The sequence below is a fragment of the Yersinia sp. 2466 StPb PI genome, from assembly GCF_041538325.1.
GTDB classification, from domain to species: domain Bacteria; phylum Pseudomonadota; class Gammaproteobacteria; order Enterobacterales; family Enterobacteriaceae; genus Yersinia; species Yersinia enterocolitica_E.
Genome location: NZ_JAULSL010000001.1, coordinates 621,278 through 639,055, shown reverse-complemented (window position 1 = coordinate 639,055; position 17,778 = coordinate 621,278). Strand labels below are relative to the sequence as shown.

Genomic DNA, 17,778 nt, shown 5'->3' with positions numbered 1-17,778 from the left:
CTGTTGAGAGTCACCATGAATAAGAACCTGTACCGTATCGTATTTAACAAGGCGCGTGGCTTATTAATGGTGGTAGCCGATATCGCCGCCTCCGGTCGGGCCGCCTCGTCGCCCTCATCAGGTCTTGGACATACTCAACGCCGCCGTATCAGTACCTTATCGTCGCTGAGTTTTAGTCTGTTACTGGCCTTGGGCTGCGTCTCGTTATCCGCGCAAGCCAATATTGTCGCCGATGCCAGTGCGCCGGGTAACCAACAGCCGACCATTATCAGCAGTGCCAACGGTACGCCACAGGTCAATATCCAGACACCCAGTAGCGGTGGGGTTTCGCGTAACGTTTACAGCCAGTTCGATGTTGATAATCGCGGCGTGATCCTCAATAACGGCCACGGTGTCAACCAGACCCAACTCGGCGGTTTTGTCAACGGTAATCCGTCGCTGGCGCGCGGTGAAGCCAGTATTATCCTCAACGAAGTCAACAGCCGCGACCCAAGTAAACTTAACGGTTATATCGAGGTCGCTGGCCGCAAAGCGCAGGTGGTTATCGCCAACCCATCAGGCATTACTTGTGATGGCTGCGGCTTTATCAACGCCAACCGTGCGACCTTAACCACCGGTCAGGCACAGCTCAATAACGGCCAACTCACTGGCTACGATGTCGATCGGGGTGAGATTGTTATTCAGGGCAAAGGTCTGGACAGCAGCCGTCAGGACCATACCGACCTGATCGCCCGTTCGGTTAAAGTCAATGCCGGTATCTGGGCCAATGATCTAAAAGTCACCGCCGGACGCAATCAGGTTGACGCCGCGCACCAAAATATTACCACCAAAGCCGACGATGGCAGCGCCCGCCCTACCGTGGCGGTGGATGTCGCCAATTTGGGTGGCATGTACGCCGGTAAAATTCGCCTGATCGGGACTGAAACCGGTGTCGGGGTGCGCAATGCCGGTGAGATAGGGGCGTCAGCCGGTGATATCACTATCACGGCGGATGGCATGCTGGTCAACAGCGGTCAGATCAACAGTGCTCAACATCTGGCGGTGAAGACCGCCGCCGGTATAGCGAACGCAGGTGTGCTCTATGCGCAGGGCAATACCCAGCTCACCACCGCAGGCAAGTTGAATAACACCGGTACTGTCGCGGCGGCGGGTGATACCTCGCTGCGCGCGGCAGAAGTCAATAGTAGCCGCAACTCGGTACTGGGTGCCGGTGTCAAGTCCGACAACAGCGCGATCACCAGTGGCACCTTGCGCGTTGATGCCAGCGGGCAGTTAACCGCCCAAGGCAAAAATATTAGCGGGACGGCGCAAGTGCTTAACGCGCACAGTATCGATCTGAGTGGCAGCCAAACACAGAGCCGTGACCTGACACTCACCGCACAAGGTGGCGCTATCGATCTCACCGGCGCTGAACTGCTAGCCAGTGGCAACCTGTCTGCGTCGACCGCCGCGCTGTTACGTACCGACAGCGCCAGACTGATTGCGGAGAGGGTCACGCTGAACGCCCAATCGCTCTCCAATGTTGGCGGCGTGATAGCGCAAACCGGTACCACGGACTTCAACCTGAATCTGCCGGGTGATGTCGATAACCGGGGTGGCACCCTGCTCTCTAAAGGCAATGTGGCGGTCAATGCACAGCGCCTGGATAGCAACGGGGGCAGCCTGTTAGCGGCGGGCGTACACAGTGATGGCCGCCTGATGGATAGCGGTGACTTGAGGGTAACCACCCGTCAGGAGCTGATCGCGCAAGGGCAGACCCTCGCCGCCGGTGCAATGACGCTAACCGGTAGCCGGGTTGATTTGACCGACAGCCATACCCAAGCCCGAGAGATAGACATCACCGCCAACAGTGGCGATATCAGTACGCAGCGCGCCAATATTCTCGCCCTTGGAACGCTGACCATTAATGCGGGGGCAAGTGCCGGGCAAACCCTCAATAACCAAAGTGGCACACTGGCGGCGAATAACATCGCATTGAATCTGGGCCAGCTTGACAATAACGCCGGTAAGGTTACCGCCAGTCAGGATCTGACCCTTGATTTACAGCGTGATTTCAGCAATCTGGCCGACTCGACACTGCAGGCCGGACATGATTTAACCTTAACCACCCGCGGCGCGTTAACCAATGACGGGCAGTTATTAGCGGGCGGCAAACTCAGCACCGGCTCAAGCAGCTTGCTCAATAGTGGCCATATTATTGCGACGCAAGCCAGCCTCAGGGCAGCGGGCGCATTAATTAACCGTGGTGAGATATTAACCCGCGGGCGACTTGATACCGACTCCAATACCCTGTTCAACACCGGCACCCTGATCAGTGCCGAAGCCACGCTTAAAGCACGGGAGCGTATTACCAACTCCGGCCCTGGTGCCCTGATCGGTGCCACCGATGAAAACGGCACCTTAGCCTTGTTGGCACCGGTAATTGAAAACAGTGATACCGTCACCAACACTGATTCCGCCCCAACCACCACCCTTTTAGGCATGGGCAAGGTTATCTTTGCCGGTGCGTTGGACAATAGCGGCAATTATCTGGCGGCGGCTCAGGTGCTCAATATTTCGGGTTTGATTGAATCCGGCAAAGATATGTTGATTTACGCCACGACGCTGACCAATCGCCGTCATATTCTCACCGCCAATAGTAACTTTGTTGTGGCCGACACCGTGAATGGGTCGGCGGTCTGGACAGAAGAAAACCCTGATATTCCAGGCGGACGCTACAGTGAACCCGAACATGGCGGGGCAAATAATAGCGATTATATCGGCACCGATTATACGTCGACTATTGCCTATAACAGCATTGATCAAATCAGCCCAGAGGCACAACTGCTGGCCGGCGGGAACCTGACGCCGCAGGTCAGCACGCTGGAAAACTTCTGGAGTAAAGTGAGCGCACAGGGCGAGATTTCACTCTCTGGCGTCACTTTGCAACAGGATGGCTGGGGCAGCGCACAACGCCTGATCGAACGCACCACCTCCAGCGGTCAGTGGAATTACCGTAACTATAAAGGCGGCTTGTGGAGCAGAAGTTGGGGGCCAGAGGTCAAAGAGCACGCGACTAACCAATATGCCTCCAGTATTACCGCACAAACCCTCAGCGGCAGTGGCACCACGATCAATAACGGTGCCAACCCTGGTGCCATTGCGCCCCCTACAGGTAGCGACAATAGCGGGAAAGATATCGCCATCGAGTTTAACGGTATCTCGCTGACACAGCCCAACGGTGGACTGTATAAGTTCAATACCGACTACACCGTCAGCGGCGGTTATCTGATTGAAACTAACCCGGCGTTTGCCAATCTGAATAACTGGCGTGGATCAGACTACGTACTCCAACAGTTGAATAGTAACCCGGATGTGATATTCAAACGCCTGGGGGATAACGCCTATGAACAGCGTCTGGTGCGCGATCAGGTGCTAGCGTTGACCGGTCAGGCGGTGGCCAGTAATTACCGCAGCGCCCAAGAGCAGTTCGAGCAACTGTTTGCCGCGGGCCTCGAATACAGCAAGACGTTCAATCTTGCCCTCGGCACCCACCTCAGTGCGGAACAGATGGCGGCATTGACCAGTAATATCGTGCTGATGGAAAGCCGTGACGTTGCCGGGCAAACCGTGTTGGTACCGGTGGTGTATCTGGCGGGAGTGAAACCAGGCGACTTGCGTGCCAACGGGGCATTGATTGCCGCGAATAATATCGAATTAACCGATATGCAGGGTTTCACCAATCAGGGGGCGATTAAAGCCAGCAATGACCTGAGCATCAGCATGGCGCAGGACATCACGCTCAATAACCGTGGCGGCTTGCTTCAGGCCGGTAATAATATGTTGCTCAGTACACTGAACAGCGATATTGACCTGACCAGCGCGCGGTTAAATGCCACCAACCTGCAACTCGATAGCGGCCGCGATGTGATCCTGCGCACCAGCAGTGAGCAACTCAGCAGTGATAATGGTGCGGTTCAGCGCAGCCAAACCGTACTGGGGCCGCTGGCGAGTATCAATGTCAGTCATAACGCGACTATCAATACCGAACGTGATTTTATCCTGCAAGGTGCCAGCCTCAATGTGGGTCAGGATCTTCAGGTGAATACCGGCGGCGACTGGCTGTTGAATACCGTACAAAGCAGCGACCAGATAAGTGCGAATTATGGTTATGGCAGTTCGACCAGTGAGCATATCCGCCATCTGGGCAGCGAGGTGAATGTCGGCGGCGCGCTAACCGCTAACGTCGACAATTTAACTGCCGTAGGCGCTAATATTAATGTCAACACCATTGATATACAGGCGCAGAATATTAACCTCAGTGCAGCGACCGACAGCCTGCACGTCACTGGCGAATCGTCGAGCAAGCGCCATACCAGTTCAGTGGATCTCTACGATGAAACGCTGCGCGGCAGCCAGTTGAACGCCACCGGCGATATCAATTTGCAGACGGCAAAAGACATCAATATCAGTGCCAGTGCGGTACAAACCGACGGTGCGTTGAATCTGGCGGCGGGCGGCGATGTCACCCTCACTACCCAGACTGAACAGCATGATGCGCAGCGCACTCATACCGGCACCAAAAAAGGGCTGGCCTCCAGCACCACCACGCGTACCGAAGACAGTATTAGCCAGACACTGGCGGTCGGCTCCATGCTGTCAGCCGGTTCTATCGATGTCAGTGGCAAAAATATCGCGGTCATCGGCAGTAACGTGGTGGCCGATAATGATATTAACTTGCGGGCGAAAGAAAACATTACCGTCGGCACGGCGCAACAGAGCGAGAGCGAATCTCACCTGTTCGAGCAGAAAAAATCCGGCCTGATGAGCACCGGCGGCATTGGTGTCACGGTGGGCAGCAACAGCCAAAAAACCACCGACACTGGCAAATCTATCTCCAACGTGGGCAGCACGGTGGGCAGTGTGCTGGGCAATGTCAGCATGACCGCCGGTGAAGACCTGACGGTGCAAGGCTCCGAGGTGTTGGCCGGTAAAGACATCAGTCTGACCGGTAAAAACGTCGCTATTTTGGCGGCGGAGAATCAAAGCAGCCAGACCCACAGCGTTGAGCAAAAAAGTAGCGGCCTGACACTGGCACTGTCTGGCGCGGTTGGCAGCGCCCTCAATACTGCGGTTACCACCGCCAAAGCCGCCAGTGAAGAAAGCAATGGTCGCCTGGCCGCATTGCAAGGCGTCAAAGCGGCATTGAGTGGTGTTCAGGCGGTGCAAGGTGGGCAACTGGCCGCAGTGAATGCCAGTGACCAAAATGCTATTGGCATTAGCCTGTCTTATGGCAGCCAGTCGTCAAAATCAGAACAAACCGTTAATCAAACCACCCACCAAGGCAGCACACTGACCGCCGGTAATAACCTGAATATCACCGCCACCGGTAACGGCGTGAAAGGAGCGGATGGCGATATTGTTTTGCAGGGCAGCCAGTTACAGGCGGGTAAAGACACCCGTCTGACGGCCAATCGCGATGTGATATTGCAATCAACACAAGAGACCCAGACGCTGGACGGCAGTAACAAAAGCAGCGGTGGCTCATTGGGTGTGGGAATAGGTGCCGGTCAGGGCGGCTGGGGCATTAATATTTCTGCCAGCCTGAACAAGGGTAAAGGCAGCGAAAGCGGCAACGGTGTGACTCACACGGAAACCACAGTCAACGCCGGTAACCAGCTTAACATCACCAGTGGCCGCGATGCGGTGCTGCAAGGCGCGCAGGTCAGTGGGGAAACCGTCAAGGTGGATGTGGGGCGTGACCTGCTGCTGCAAAGCCAGCAAGACAGTGACCGTTACGATTCGAAGCAGCAAGACACCAGTGTCGGTGGCAGCTTCAATTTTGGTTCGATGACCGGCAGTGCCAGCATCAATACCAGCCGCGATAAAATGCACAGCAACTTTGACTCGGTGCAGGAGCAGACGGGTATCTTTGCCGGTAAAGGTGGCTTTGATATCACCGTGGGCGAGCATACTCAGCTCGACGGTGCAGTGATTGGCTCAACGGCTACCGCAGATAAAAACACGCTGGATACCGGCACGCTGGGGTTCAGTGATATCGTTAATAAAGCGGACTTCAAGGTTGAGCATCAAAGTGTGGGCATCAGTACCGGCGGTAGCATCGGCGGTCAGTTTGCCGGGAATATGGCCAACGGCTTGTTAGTTGGCGCTAACAATGAAGGCCACGCCGACAGCACCACCCATGCCGCCGTCTCCGATGGCACTATCACGGTGCGTGACACGGATAAGCAACAGCAAAATGTTGATGACCTGAGCCGTGATGTTGAACACGCCAACAATGCGCTCTCCCCTATCTTTGATAAAGAGAAAGAACAAAATCGCCTGCGGGAAGCGCAACTTATCGGTGAAATCGGCAGCCAGGCGATAGACATTGCGGCAACGCAAGGTAAGATCCTGGCGACAAACGCCGGTAAAGCGGAGCTGGAAGCGAAAGGCATCAAGGCACCAGGCCAAGACGCGACACCGGAAGAGCGAGCGGTGTATGACAAGCTGCTAACCAGCACTTCCGCCTATAAAACCACACAAACCCAATACGGCACTGGCAGCGCATTGCAGCAAGGCATCCAAGCTGCTACGGCGGCGGTGCAAGGCTTGGCGGGTGGGAATATGGCGCAGGCGCTGAGTGGTGCTGCAGCGCCGTATCTGGCGGAAATCATAAAACAGTACGCGCCGGATGAAGCCAGTCGAGTCATGGCTCATGCGGTTCTGGGCGCAGTGGTGGCGCAGGCCAGTGGTAACAGCGGTCTGGCGGGAGCTGCGGGTGCGGCAACCTCGGCGCTGATCGGTGAAAACATCAAGAAATCACTGTACGGTGATATTCCGGTCAGCCAACTGAGCGAAGAGCAGAAGCAAACGCTGGTTGCACTGGGTAGCTTGGCGGCGGGTCTGGCTGGCGGCTTGGCCGGTGGTGATACTGCTGGCGCGGTATCCGGTGCGCAGGCAGGTAAGAACGAACTCAGCAACAATATGACCAGTCTTGGCCTCATATCGCAGATGATGGCGCAAGAAACGCTGAACGCCGCCGCGATGGCCGAAGCAGGCAAAGGCGGAGCTAACGAGCAAGCCGCGCTGGCGCTGACCAAGAAAGTGAAGGAAGGGTTAGACGCGGCCTGTCTGAAAAATGCAAGCTGTGTGCTGTTGGCGGTGGTTGCAGCGCAGAATCAATCAGACTCTAACGGTAGCCAGAATCCGAATATCGGCAAGGATCTGACGGATGAACAGAAGAAAGAGATTGGAGGGGCGGGTTCAGGAACACCGGGAGGGTGGGGGCCGGAGGATGAGGAGAATGCGAGGAATAGTGAATCAATAGAGCATAGTAATGAGCAAACCTCATCAGAAAACGTACCTAATAGTTCTGAAAAGTTACCTTGGGACTCTTGGCAAAACTATCAAAAGGTTACAGTTGATGGGCGACAATATGCACAAATAGGTGATCGTCTGTATTCACAACATGCTGTTGATAGAATGCAGCCATCTAGTCTAGGTTCTCCAGCAGGCACAACTGGCCCTGGGAGGAATATAACGCCGAATATGGTTGAAAGTGTTATCAAAGAAGGAAATCCCCAAAATAGTGTCGTTAATGGTGTAACTAGAACCACTTATTGGAGTGGTGACGTAGGTGTAGTCACTGAAAACAACAGTAATGTTATTGTTACTATCCTTCGTAGGAGTGGACAATGAGTTGGATTTATCCTGAGGTAATCGAGAGTTTACAAAACTCTTGTAAAAACTTCCTTGAAGGGAAAATAACGGTACAAAGCATTCAATCAGAAATTTATGCTGCGGAAAGCCAAATTGTGGCTGTTGAGGAAAAATGGCTCCATACAATGCTATTTAATGCGGAGAATGAGATCGAATTGCTTTTGTATACCGTTGAGGAAGATCAATGGGTTAGTTCTGTAATACCGATAGTCAATAATATTTTAGACAAAATCAAATAAATTTTAACCCCGGCCAACTGGCCGGGGTTCCTTCTTCTAAGCCCTAAATCCCCCCACTTCCCGCCGCCACAACCGAATAACACCAGGCGCGGCGGTAACATCAACTTGTTCAGCGCTGGTGATACTGGAGCGTCAGTTGCAACGGGGTGCCAGCGGCAAATCCCAACGCGCCGCCTGCCAGCGTCAACTCTGGGATCGGTTGAGGGGTAAAGGTGATGTTCTGTAACGGTCAACTAAAACCGGACACGGATTTAGGCACATTGCTGGAGTCGGCGTTCATATTCATCAGGCGATATATTTCCCAGCCGATAATGCCGCCGCTTCAGATTATAAAAACTGTCGATATAATTGATAACGTCTGCAATACCCTGACTTCGAGTTTCATAACGACGATAGTTAACCCTCTCAGCTTTCAGGCTGCGGAAAAACCTCTCCGTAACAGCATTATCCAGGCAGTTACCTTTTCGGCTCATACTACCTGTAACATCCAGTTCCTGCTGACAGGACTGGAACTGGGCGCTGGTATATTGCGCCCCTTGATCGCTATACGAGGAAGCAACAGGTAACGTTCTTTTTTGGCAGCAAGGGATGAACAAAATAGAGAACAGAGGGCCAGCAAAATGATGATGAATTATGAACTTTCTCGTTTATGTGCTGGTGAAAGGCATGTCAGACGGGAATCCCCTTTATGGTCTGATGTGATCGATTTTTTAAATGTTTTGAAAAATAGTAGTGGTAGCGTAAATATCAGGATTATTAATGCTCCAGATGTTGGGCCTGAAAGACTCAGTGTTGAGGCAGAGAATGGTTTTTATCTAGTTACTTTGCTTGAATATGATGAGACTGGGGGAGATGTAAGATCCATATGGGATAAAGCCTTCTCATCTGGGGAAAGTGTCATGGTTCTTGGTAATTACTGGCCTGAACACCAACTTACAAAGGACTTTGATCTTGTTGTCAGGATCTTTAAAGAGTTCTTCGATACTGGCAACGTATCAACAGATCTTCTGAACTGATATTAGAATCCCGGCCAATTGGCCGGGATTCTAATATCTAAGCCCTAAAAACCTCCACTCCCCGCCGCTGCAACCGAATAACACCGGGCGCAGCGGTATATTGCAGGAGGCTAAGCGAGATACCAGCGAACACACTGAGCGATAACATCAGTGGGATAATGCAGCCGACTGAAGGCTTTTCGGATGAGAGACATCGGCAGGCAACATCGTAAAAAAAACAGCATGTTACCTGACGACGCCTTAATGCGACAGAACCACCAGTTGCCCGTCTAGAAATGTTTCACTTGGCCTCATGATACCGAAGCGCCGGGTGCCAGCCTGAGCTGAATAAGTACTCAGGTCGGTATCCGACATTTTTCACCGACGCAAATACTCTGCGTGGATGCAACTGTGCCGTTCAGAAACCGGATAACGGCAGACAAAACGATTTTTATCAGAAAGATGGGGTGCTGATGTAATCATGTATCAACACATCAGAACGGCCCTAACGGCACAGGGCCAGCAAGTTAATAGCACACACCTATCTTCAGGTTCCTGCCCTTCTTGCCATAATCCGTTGGAATTGCTGCATACTTATTTTACTGGCCGTTTATTCATTTATGACCAGCAGCATCCCGATGTCCAATCGGAGAGGGGTTGTCAATACCGATACCATATAAGAGCAGCATCAAACTTTTCACAAACAATCCGTACCTTAAACATAGCTGAGCCCTATCATAACTCAACCACTACCAAGGGCTACTCTGCCACACAGGATTTATTTCTGTGTACTCTGCCAACATGAATACCGTGGGCCAAAGACGTGCCCTCAATGCCAATAGCACCTGTATACGAAGGAAGCCAGTTGAGTAATGACCATTGAGTAAGCTACGTTTCGTAGCGTTTACTTGCATAGGGATGCCGATACTCCGGCACTTGAACAACACCTGGAAAAAATACGTCAAATCAAACATGCTATGATGCAAGAACTATTAATCGGCAAGACCCGTTTACTGTAAGGACATCACTTGAAAATTGAAGCCGATGTAAAAAGTATCACAAAATTAAATGATTATTACTTTCTGGTACCGGACTATCAGCGCGAGTATGTCTGGAAGGTTGACGATCAGGTTGAACAGTTTCTCATCGATCTGGATAACGAATACCAGCCGGATCAGAAAGATCAAAGTGGTTATTTCCTCGGCTCAATTATCATCGTTAAAAATGGTGAAAAATATGATGTTATTGATGGACAGCAACGTCTGACCACCATTGTCATCACCATGTGTGCTCTACGCAATTTACTCAAAGAACGCAAAGATACCTTGGATAAAAAAGGTCAGGAGTACCTGAAAACTATTGATGAATGGCTATCCAGTTACGATATCAATAGTGATGAAGTCCAAATCCGCCTTGACCTCCAGTATGATGAGAGTCAAGGATTTATGACTCAACTTATAAAGGGAGAAATCGACGGTCTTGCGGAAACAGCCTCAGTCAAGAAAATGGCTGGTGCTTATCACCATATTCACGCATATCTTTCTGGTCAGTTAGAAGAAGGAGAAGGAATGGATAACCTCATTTCTTTCTCTCGTTTTTTTCTGACAAAAGTTGAACTGGTTGTGATTGAATCTGAGAATCTCAGTAGTGCACTAAAAATATTTGAAACTATCAACCAGCGTGGAGCTAGTCTCAACGCGATGGATTTGGTTAAAAATCTGCTTTTCAGGCAGGCAAAAGAGACTCAATTCGTACAAATCAAGACTATCTGGAAGTCGATAACCAACAACCTTGAAGCCTGTGGTGAGAGTGATAACCCACTTCGTTTTTTGCGTTATTTTTTAATGTCACGTTATCATCATGGTATTTTGCGGGAAGATGATATTTATAAGTGGATTATTTCAACCGAGGGTGAAAACCAGCTTAAATATGAATCGCAGCCTGTAGTTCTGGTTAAAGAATTGGAGAAACTCTCAGAACGCTACGCCAGCCTGGTAAATGCAACAAACGAAGCCGCCAGTTGGCGCGAGGATACCCGTTTTCCTCACGTTAGTAACATCGGTTACATTAATAAATACCGCTCACGCCAGCATCTGGTATTGCTAATGGCACTGGACGTAAATTGCCCTGATGACGTTATAGATTATCTAGGAGCACAACTCGAAAGCTTTTTATTCTTTGCCAACACCATGGGGATTCAGACTAAAACCTATGAGCAGCGTTTTACCCAGTGGGCAGCAAAACTGCGTAAAATGAATACCAAAGAAGATGTCGCTAAGGTTGTCTCGACCACTCTGGTACCTTTTATTAGTGAACGTTTGGCCGATTTTAAGCAGCAATTTTCACTTATTGCGCATTATCATTTTACGCCACAATATCGTGAGCGTTTCATCCTCGGTAAATTAGAAAACCATATTCGCCAGCTTTGCTGTTTCCCGCAGAAAAATCAGATGGCTATTCAGCAATTGCAGATCGAGCATATTCTCCCCCAGACGGTCAAAAATTTACCTACTGAAAGTGATTTTTCTGACGATAAGCATTCAATTTTTGTATATAAACTGGGGAATGTTACCTTGCTTGAAGGAACAATAAACCAGGCCGTAAATAACTTTAACGATTTAAGTACTGAATGGTTTTCTCGAAAACAACAGCAGTATACCAGTTCTGAAATACTTATGACGCGCCTGCTTAACGATTCATATTCCATTGGAATCGACACGGCATTAAATCGTTTTAAAGAACATTATAACTATAAATATCAACAATGGTCGGCTGAAAATATAGTGGCAAGGCAATGTTTAATGATGGAACTTGCTATCGATTGTTGGCGATTTAACGATCAGAGAATCGATACATATTCAGCAGTCACCTCAACATCAGCCGTAGGATAATAGATGTCAAATGGACCGAGTGATGAACAATGTAGGCCAAATCGAGACATTAAATCACCTTGTTAAATTTATCTAGGTGGAATAGGTTACCGCTCTTGGGGAAACTGGCAGTACCGAGAGGGTAATAAAAATGTCTAAGTCGGCATTCCTGATCAACTGGCTATAAAAAACGGTGGTGCCTCCAATTAGGAGCACATGTATTCTTAAATGAAGGCACCAATGACTTTTTCATTCAGCCCAACAAAACTTACAGACAAGTGGTTTTACAAACTGATTAAAGACGACTTATTCCCCAAGTCCATATCCGGTTCACTCTTTTACTGATACTTATTAACTGGGATATTATGCTAAATCTCAGTGTTACTCTACTGGTAGCCATTTGGGTATTTCTCGAATTCTTTTGTCGTCGACTACATCAACTATACTGATTGCTGATTTGGTTAGATAAAGATATTCGCAGGTAGGCAGAATTAGCGTGAGTAATGATTTTTGAGATACTACTAGATATTGACAGTTGTCAAAATTTCACCAAAATCGCTATAAAAATCTATTTAATTGATAAGAATAGACATTTTCAATAATTAAGACTCTCCACCGCTACCTAGACAATGACCAAATGCCCCCTTACATTCTAGATTACACTCAATAAACAAGAGAATTTAGTTAGCTACATAGTAATTCCATCAACACATTGATCATTATGTATACAAAAATTAAGTATTATCGTTGCTCCTCGACGGCATATTAGAAAGCAGCAAAACCATTTATTTTTTACGTAAAAAAACATATAATACCAAGATTAAACGTGAAATTTTACGTAAAAAAAATTATGCTTATACCAATTATCAGGGAAATGCAGCATGGCGAATTTTGATACAGATTATTGCTACTCCTTTCCAGCAGTCCGAGGGATACAAGCTGGACGCCCCTTCTACATTGCAACCTGCCCGATGCGAATCATCCCCAAAATATTCAGTTTTGATGAAAATGAAGTACCACCTGAATTGCGTGCCCAACGAACTCTGAACAAAGCTCGAATTCCCGAGATGGTCCGTTACTTGCTTGAAAATCCTAGTGATTATGTTTTTTCTGCTCTTACTGCCTCAATTGCAGTTGATGTACAGTTTGATGAATTTGCTGGTTCCAACAATTTAGGGACTTTACGCGTACCTATGGAAGCCCAAATTTTAATAAACGATGGGCAGCATCGTAGAAAAGCAATAGAGGATGCTTTAGAAGAACGACCAGAGCTTGGTCAAGATAATATCCCTGTCTTATTCTTTGTAGATGAGGGGCTTAAACGTAGTCAGCAAATGTTTGCTGATTTGAATAAGTATGCGATCAGACCAAGTCCTTCTCTAGCGACTCTCTATGACCATAGAGATATCAGCTCAAATCTATCACGGTACCTGGCAATGAATATCGAGCCTTTTATAGGTTTGACTGAAATGGAAAAATCTAGCATCAGTAAATTCTCCAATAAACTGTTTACGCTCAGCAGCATCAAGCAAGCTACTCGTTCCCTGCTAGGTAAAGCTCCCAAAGCCAACGATGTAGAACAGTGTTCTGACCTTGCGGCCCTTTATTGGCAAGCTATATATCATGTCATGCCAGACTGGCAATTAGCTGCAAAAAAAGAAGTATCTCCAGCACATCTTCGCCAAGAGTATGTCCATGCACACGGTATAGGACTCCAAGCTCTAGGGTTGTTAGGAAACTGCTTACTGTCTGGACATCCTGATTTATGGCAAAAAAAAATAACTGTACTTAGAGAATTCGACTGGCGAAAAAGTAATCCAGACCTTACCAAACGCGCTATGCAACATGGTAAACTAAGTAAAACGACTGCTTCTATTCAGCTTACTTGCAATGCTTTAAAAATCGCTTTATCGCTCCCCCTTTCAAGCGAAGAACAAGAGCTTGAAGCTCAAATGGCCACCTCATGAGTAAACTAATTCAGGCCTACGATCTGGCCGATTATGAAGATTTTATCAATCAAGAAATTTTTGCCGGGAGGTTCCTGGCAGAGTATGTGTCAGAAGTGCAACGCATCTATTGTGCTGATAAGCGCCCATGGGTAATTGGCTATAGTGGGGGCAAAGATTCCAGCGCAGTTATTACCTTGGTATATCTCGCATTGCTAGGGTTGCCTCCTGCTATGCGGCAGAAGGATGTATTTCTTGTCTCGTCAGACACTCTGGTAGAAACCCCTGTCGTTGTCGATTTGATCAAGAAAACCATGTTGAGAATTGAAGCAGGAGCAAAACGTGCTGGACTACCGATAACTCAGCATTCAGTCATGCCGAAAACTCACGAAACCTTCTGGGTTAATTTACTGGGTAAAGGTTATCCGGCTCCAACTCGTAGTTTCCGCTGGTGTACTGAGCGAATGAAAATCAACCCAGTCAGTGATTTTATCAAAGATAAAGTCAGCCAATTTGATGAAGTCATCGTGGTACTCGGATCACGCAGTAGCGAAAGCGCATCCCGTGCGCAGGTCATAGCCAAACATAAAATTGATGGCACACGCCTGGCAAGGCACACCACGCTCGCTAATGCCTTTATATATACCCCGATTGATACATGGGACACTGAAGACGTCTGGAAATTACTTCGAGGTGCATTCCGTTATTCCCCAGATGATATTGATGAGTGGGAGAATCCATGGGGGGGTAACAATCGCCCTTTATGGACGCTGTATATGGACTCTTCCGCGCAAGGGGAATGCCCACTCGTTATCGATGACAGTACTCCATCTTGCGGAAGTTCACGCTTTGGTTGCTGGACCTGTACCGTTGTTACAAAAGATAAGGCGATGGAAAGCCTGATCCAGAATGGTGAAGTCTGGATGTCACCGTTGCTGAAATACCGGGATCTTCTGGCATTCACCACCGATCCTGTAAATAAGGAAACTTACCGAAACTATAAGCGTCGTAGCGGCAAGGTCAGTTATCAATATGCTAAAGACGGTGAGGAAATAAGTGCTGAACGTAAGCATGTTCCTGGTCCTTACTGGATGAAATATCGTCAGCAATGGTTGAGAGATTTACTGGAAATTGAACGAGATATGAATGCTCAGGGTCACAATATCACCCTAATCACTCAACCTGAACTACACGCTATTCGCCAGGAATGGTTAAAAGATCCGAATGAACCTGACTGGTATGACGCCTTGCCAGATATCTATCGTGAGGTCTACCAAAAAGATTTGGATTGGGTTGTAGATGACCAGTCGCGATTTGATGCCAGTGATGCTGATTTACTTATGCAAATAGCCCAAGGATTTGATGTTGTACCTGAAATGGTTATGAAACTGATCGAGCTTGAAGTATCAATGGAAGGCCTTAGTCGCCGCCAGGGTATCTTTGACAAACTAGGTACAATCCTAAAACAAGATTGGGGTAGCCTGGAAGAGATTAAACAGCACCAGGTAGCTCTGCAAACTCGCAATGAGCGTGATGTTCATCAGGAAGAGCTTATAAAACTGGAGAAAGAACTTCAGGAACTACAACGCCGAATTGTTGATGTTGGTGAATTCACTGTTCCTGTTAGCGAGGAAAAAGAAAGTGTTAATTAAGCAGCTAGTGCTGAGCAATTTCAGAGTATTCAGCGGTTCTCATACCATCGACTTAGCCCCAAGAACGCGTTCTCATGAGGCACATTCCCGCCCAATTATTTTATTTGGTGGTTTGAATGGTGCAGGGAAAACCTCGATTTTATCCGCCATTAGGTTAGCCCTTTATGGCCGATTAGCCTTTGGCTCCTCCACACAGCAACAGGACTACATTGAGCAACTGAGCGAATTGATTCATAACGGCGCTGATACAACTGAGCGGCCAGAAGAAGCAATGATCGAACTGACCTTTACCTACAATAAGGGCGGTCAGGAATCAGAATTCACTGTGACCCGCAGTTGGAAAAAAGGCAAAAAAGACAAACTTTCAATGCAAGAAGATGGCCAACCACGCAGTGAACTGGACTATGACCAATGTCAGGGATTCCTTAACGAGCTAATTCCTCATGGTATTGCTGATCTCTTCTTTTTTGATGGCGAGAAAATTGCAGAATTGGCGGAAGATGAATCCGGAAATATTCTGCGAACTGCTGTACGCCGTTTGTTGGGTTTAGATCTGATTGATAAACTGCGTAATGACTTAGTGATATTTGTTAAGCGTGAGCAAGCGAACCAGTTAGAAAAGCCTCAGCAGCAGCAATTATCTGAACTTGAGGCTAAAAGTAAAGTATTGGCCCATCAAACAGAAGCCTTACTTGAAAAAGCTGACTTTGCGAAAATACGAACCGATTTTCTTTCAAACGATATTAGTCGTTATGAAGGTATGCTTAATGCACAAGGCGGAGCATTTGCGAAGACAAAAACACAAGAAAAACAAAAAGTTGAGATGCTACTAAAAGAAAAAGATCGATTGGAAAAAGAATTACGGCATGAGTGCGATGGTACTTTGCCTTATGCGCTAGCCCCGAATATTTTATCACAGTTGTTAAATCAACTTGCTGACGAAACGCTGATTAAACAGTCAATAAATTTCGAGAAAGAGTTAAAAGTTTTTTTGTATCAGCTTAAAAGTGATATTTCCTTACGCTCCAGTAGTGAGAGCAGTACAAAAAAAATAGCTACTGAAGCTATTGAGGACAATCTCAAAGAATATATGCTAGCCAAGCCGAAAGGTGACTTACTGTTTGATATATCCGAACGCGAAGTGGGCGTATTACAACAGTCAATCCAGCAAGATAGTAAAAAAGCCTGGCAACGCTTTGAGCTTAATAGAAACCTACTCGCGGAGATAGAACAACAGCTAGATCAAGCCGCAGCAAATATTGCGCGCGCCCCGGAAGATGATCAGTTGCTCGACATCTTTGAGAAACTGCGGAAACTTGATCTCCAACGGGAAGCTGAGCGACAAAAATATCGCACCCTTCTCGAAGAGGCAAAACTAACTAAACAACAACAGCTGGATTGCGTCCGTCAGGTGCAAAAAGCTCATGACTCGACTAGGAATCAACATAGCTTTAGCAGCGCATTTAAAAATGCTCAAGAGACGATCAATTTACTCGACCGCTACAGCGAGGTGTTGACTCAGGCCAGAGTCAGAACTCTGTCAACTAACTTTGAAGTTGCCTACCGTAAACTGGCCCGTAAAGAAGACCTGCAACTTTACTCACATATCAATCCTGAGACATTTGATGTCGAACTTGTTGACGAAAAAGGTACTGTGATTAACCGTAAGCTCCTTTCGGCTGGTGAGAAACAAATATATGCGATCGCTATTCTTGAAGCGCTTGCAAAAACTTCTGGTCGGGATTTACCAGTGATTATAGATACGCCGCTAGGTCGCCTGGACTCTCAGCATAGGGATAAATTAATTAACCATTACTTCCCTTATGCCAGTCATCAGGTTGTTCTTCTTTCTACCGATACTGAAGTCGATGAACGTTATTTTGTCGATCAGCTGCGTGATGATATTTCTCACGCATATGAAATCGTATTTAATACTCATACAAAATCATCATCTTTAAAACCAGGTTATTTCTGGGAATTAACTAAGGAGGCCGTTTGATGCTTCCAAATAGAATGCAACTCAGCCGTCAGACGGAAGAGCAGCTTAAAAAATTGAAGGGCTACACTGGGATCACTCCGAACGTAGCAGCTCGCATAGCATTTTTTCGATCAGTAGAGAGTGAATTTCGCTATTCGCCGGAACGGGATAGTAAAAAGCTGGATGGCTCGCTGGCACTGGATAAAATTACGTGGCTGGGGGAGACATTGCAGACTACTGAATTGGTGTTGAAGATGTTTTATCCGCAGTTGGCACAGAAGGATATGATTAAGGCTTGGGCGGCACATGTTGAAGATGGGATTGCGGCATTGCGTAACTATAGAAACCTTAAAGATTTAGCAACAGCACTTTAACTCCAAGAGCTTTGCAAAAATAA

10 protein-coding genes and 1 pseudogene are annotated in these 17,778 nt (G+C 47.9%); 9 read left to right on the top strand and 2 right to left on the bottom strand.

The features are described from left to right. Positions 1–15: 15 nt before the first annotated feature. Complete coding sequence (locus Q2T72_RS02905; protein WP_372568607.1) at positions 16–7,680, top strand: hemagglutinin repeat-containing protein; 7,665 nt, start codon at positions 16–18, stop codon at positions 7,678–7,680. Continuing rightward, positions 7,677–7,940: a hypothetical protein gene (locus Q2T72_RS02900; RefSeq protein ID WP_372568606.1), complete on the top strand. Its 264-nt coding sequence runs from the start codon at positions 7,677–7,679 to the stop codon at positions 7,938–7,940. Before Q2T72_RS02905 ends, Q2T72_RS02900 begins: the two co-directional genes overlap by 4 nt. Positions 7,941–8,191: 251 nt before the next feature. On the opposite strand, the gene Q2T72_RS02895 is transcribed toward Q2T72_RS02900, so the two are convergent. Further along, positions 8,192–8,536: an IS3 family transposase gene (locus tag Q2T72_RS02895; RefSeq protein ID WP_372568605.1), complete on the bottom strand. Its 345-nt coding sequence runs from the start codon at positions 8,534–8,536 to the stop codon at positions 8,192–8,194. Between Q2T72_RS02895 and Q2T72_RS02890 the strand changes: the two genes are divergently transcribed. Continuing rightward, on the top strand, positions 8,516–8,956 hold the full coding sequence (locus tag Q2T72_RS02890; RefSeq protein WP_372568604.1) for a hypothetical protein: 441 nt from the start codon (positions 8,516–8,518) through the stop codon (positions 8,954–8,956). The genes Q2T72_RS02895 and Q2T72_RS02890 overlap by 21 nt on opposite strands. Positions 8,957–9,069: 113 nt before the next feature. On the opposite strand, the pseudogene Q2T72_RS02885 reads toward Q2T72_RS02890, so the two are convergent. Then, positions 9,070–9,150 (bottom strand): annotated as a pseudogene (locus Q2T72_RS02885) (IS6 family transposase); the annotation flags it as partial. A 510-nt stretch (positions 9,151–9,660) separates the two neighbouring features. Here Q2T72_RS02885 and Q2T72_RS02880 point away from each other — a divergent pair. The 6 genes from Q2T72_RS02880 (at position 9,661) to dndE (ending at position 17,755) form a co-directional block, all read left to right on the top strand. Further along, the gene (locus Q2T72_RS02880) at positions 9,661–9,777 is read left to right on the top strand and encodes a putative zinc ribbon protein (protein ID WP_144417059.1); all 117 of its coding nucleotides are present in this window, start codon (positions 9,661–9,663) and stop codon (positions 9,775–9,777) included. Between the two features lie 186 nt (positions 9,778–9,963). After that, positions 9,964–11,826: a DUF262 domain-containing protein gene (locus tag Q2T72_RS02875; protein WP_372568603.1), complete on the top strand. Its 1,863-nt coding sequence runs from the start codon at positions 9,964–9,966 to the stop codon at positions 11,824–11,826. Positions 11,827–12,686: 860 nt separating this feature from the next. Next, positions 12,687–13,772, top strand: coding sequence for a DNA sulfur modification protein DndB (gene dndB / locus Q2T72_RS02870; RefSeq protein ID WP_372568602.1), 1,086 nt, complete (start codon positions 12,687–12,689; stop codon positions 13,770–13,772). Further along, complete coding sequence (dndC, locus tag Q2T72_RS02865) at positions 13,769–15,403, top strand: DNA phosphorothioation system sulfurtransferase DndC (RefSeq protein ID WP_372568601.1); 1,635 nt, start codon at positions 13,769–13,771, stop codon at positions 15,401–15,403. The genes dndB and dndC overlap by 4 nt, the downstream gene beginning before the upstream one ends. Further along, positions 15,393–17,402 (top strand): DNA sulfur modification protein DndD, encoded by a 2,010-nt coding sequence (dndD, locus tag Q2T72_RS02860; RefSeq protein ID WP_372568600.1) that lies wholly within the window; start codon positions 15,393–15,395, stop codon positions 17,400–17,402. The genes dndC and dndD overlap by 11 nt, the downstream gene beginning before the upstream one ends. Continuing rightward, complete coding sequence (dndE, locus tag Q2T72_RS02855; RefSeq protein WP_372568599.1) at positions 17,402–17,755, top strand: DNA sulfur modification protein DndE; 354 nt, start codon at positions 17,402–17,404, stop codon at positions 17,753–17,755. Before dndD ends, dndE begins: the two co-directional genes overlap by 1 nt. Positions 17,756–17,778: the final 23 nt, after the last annotated feature.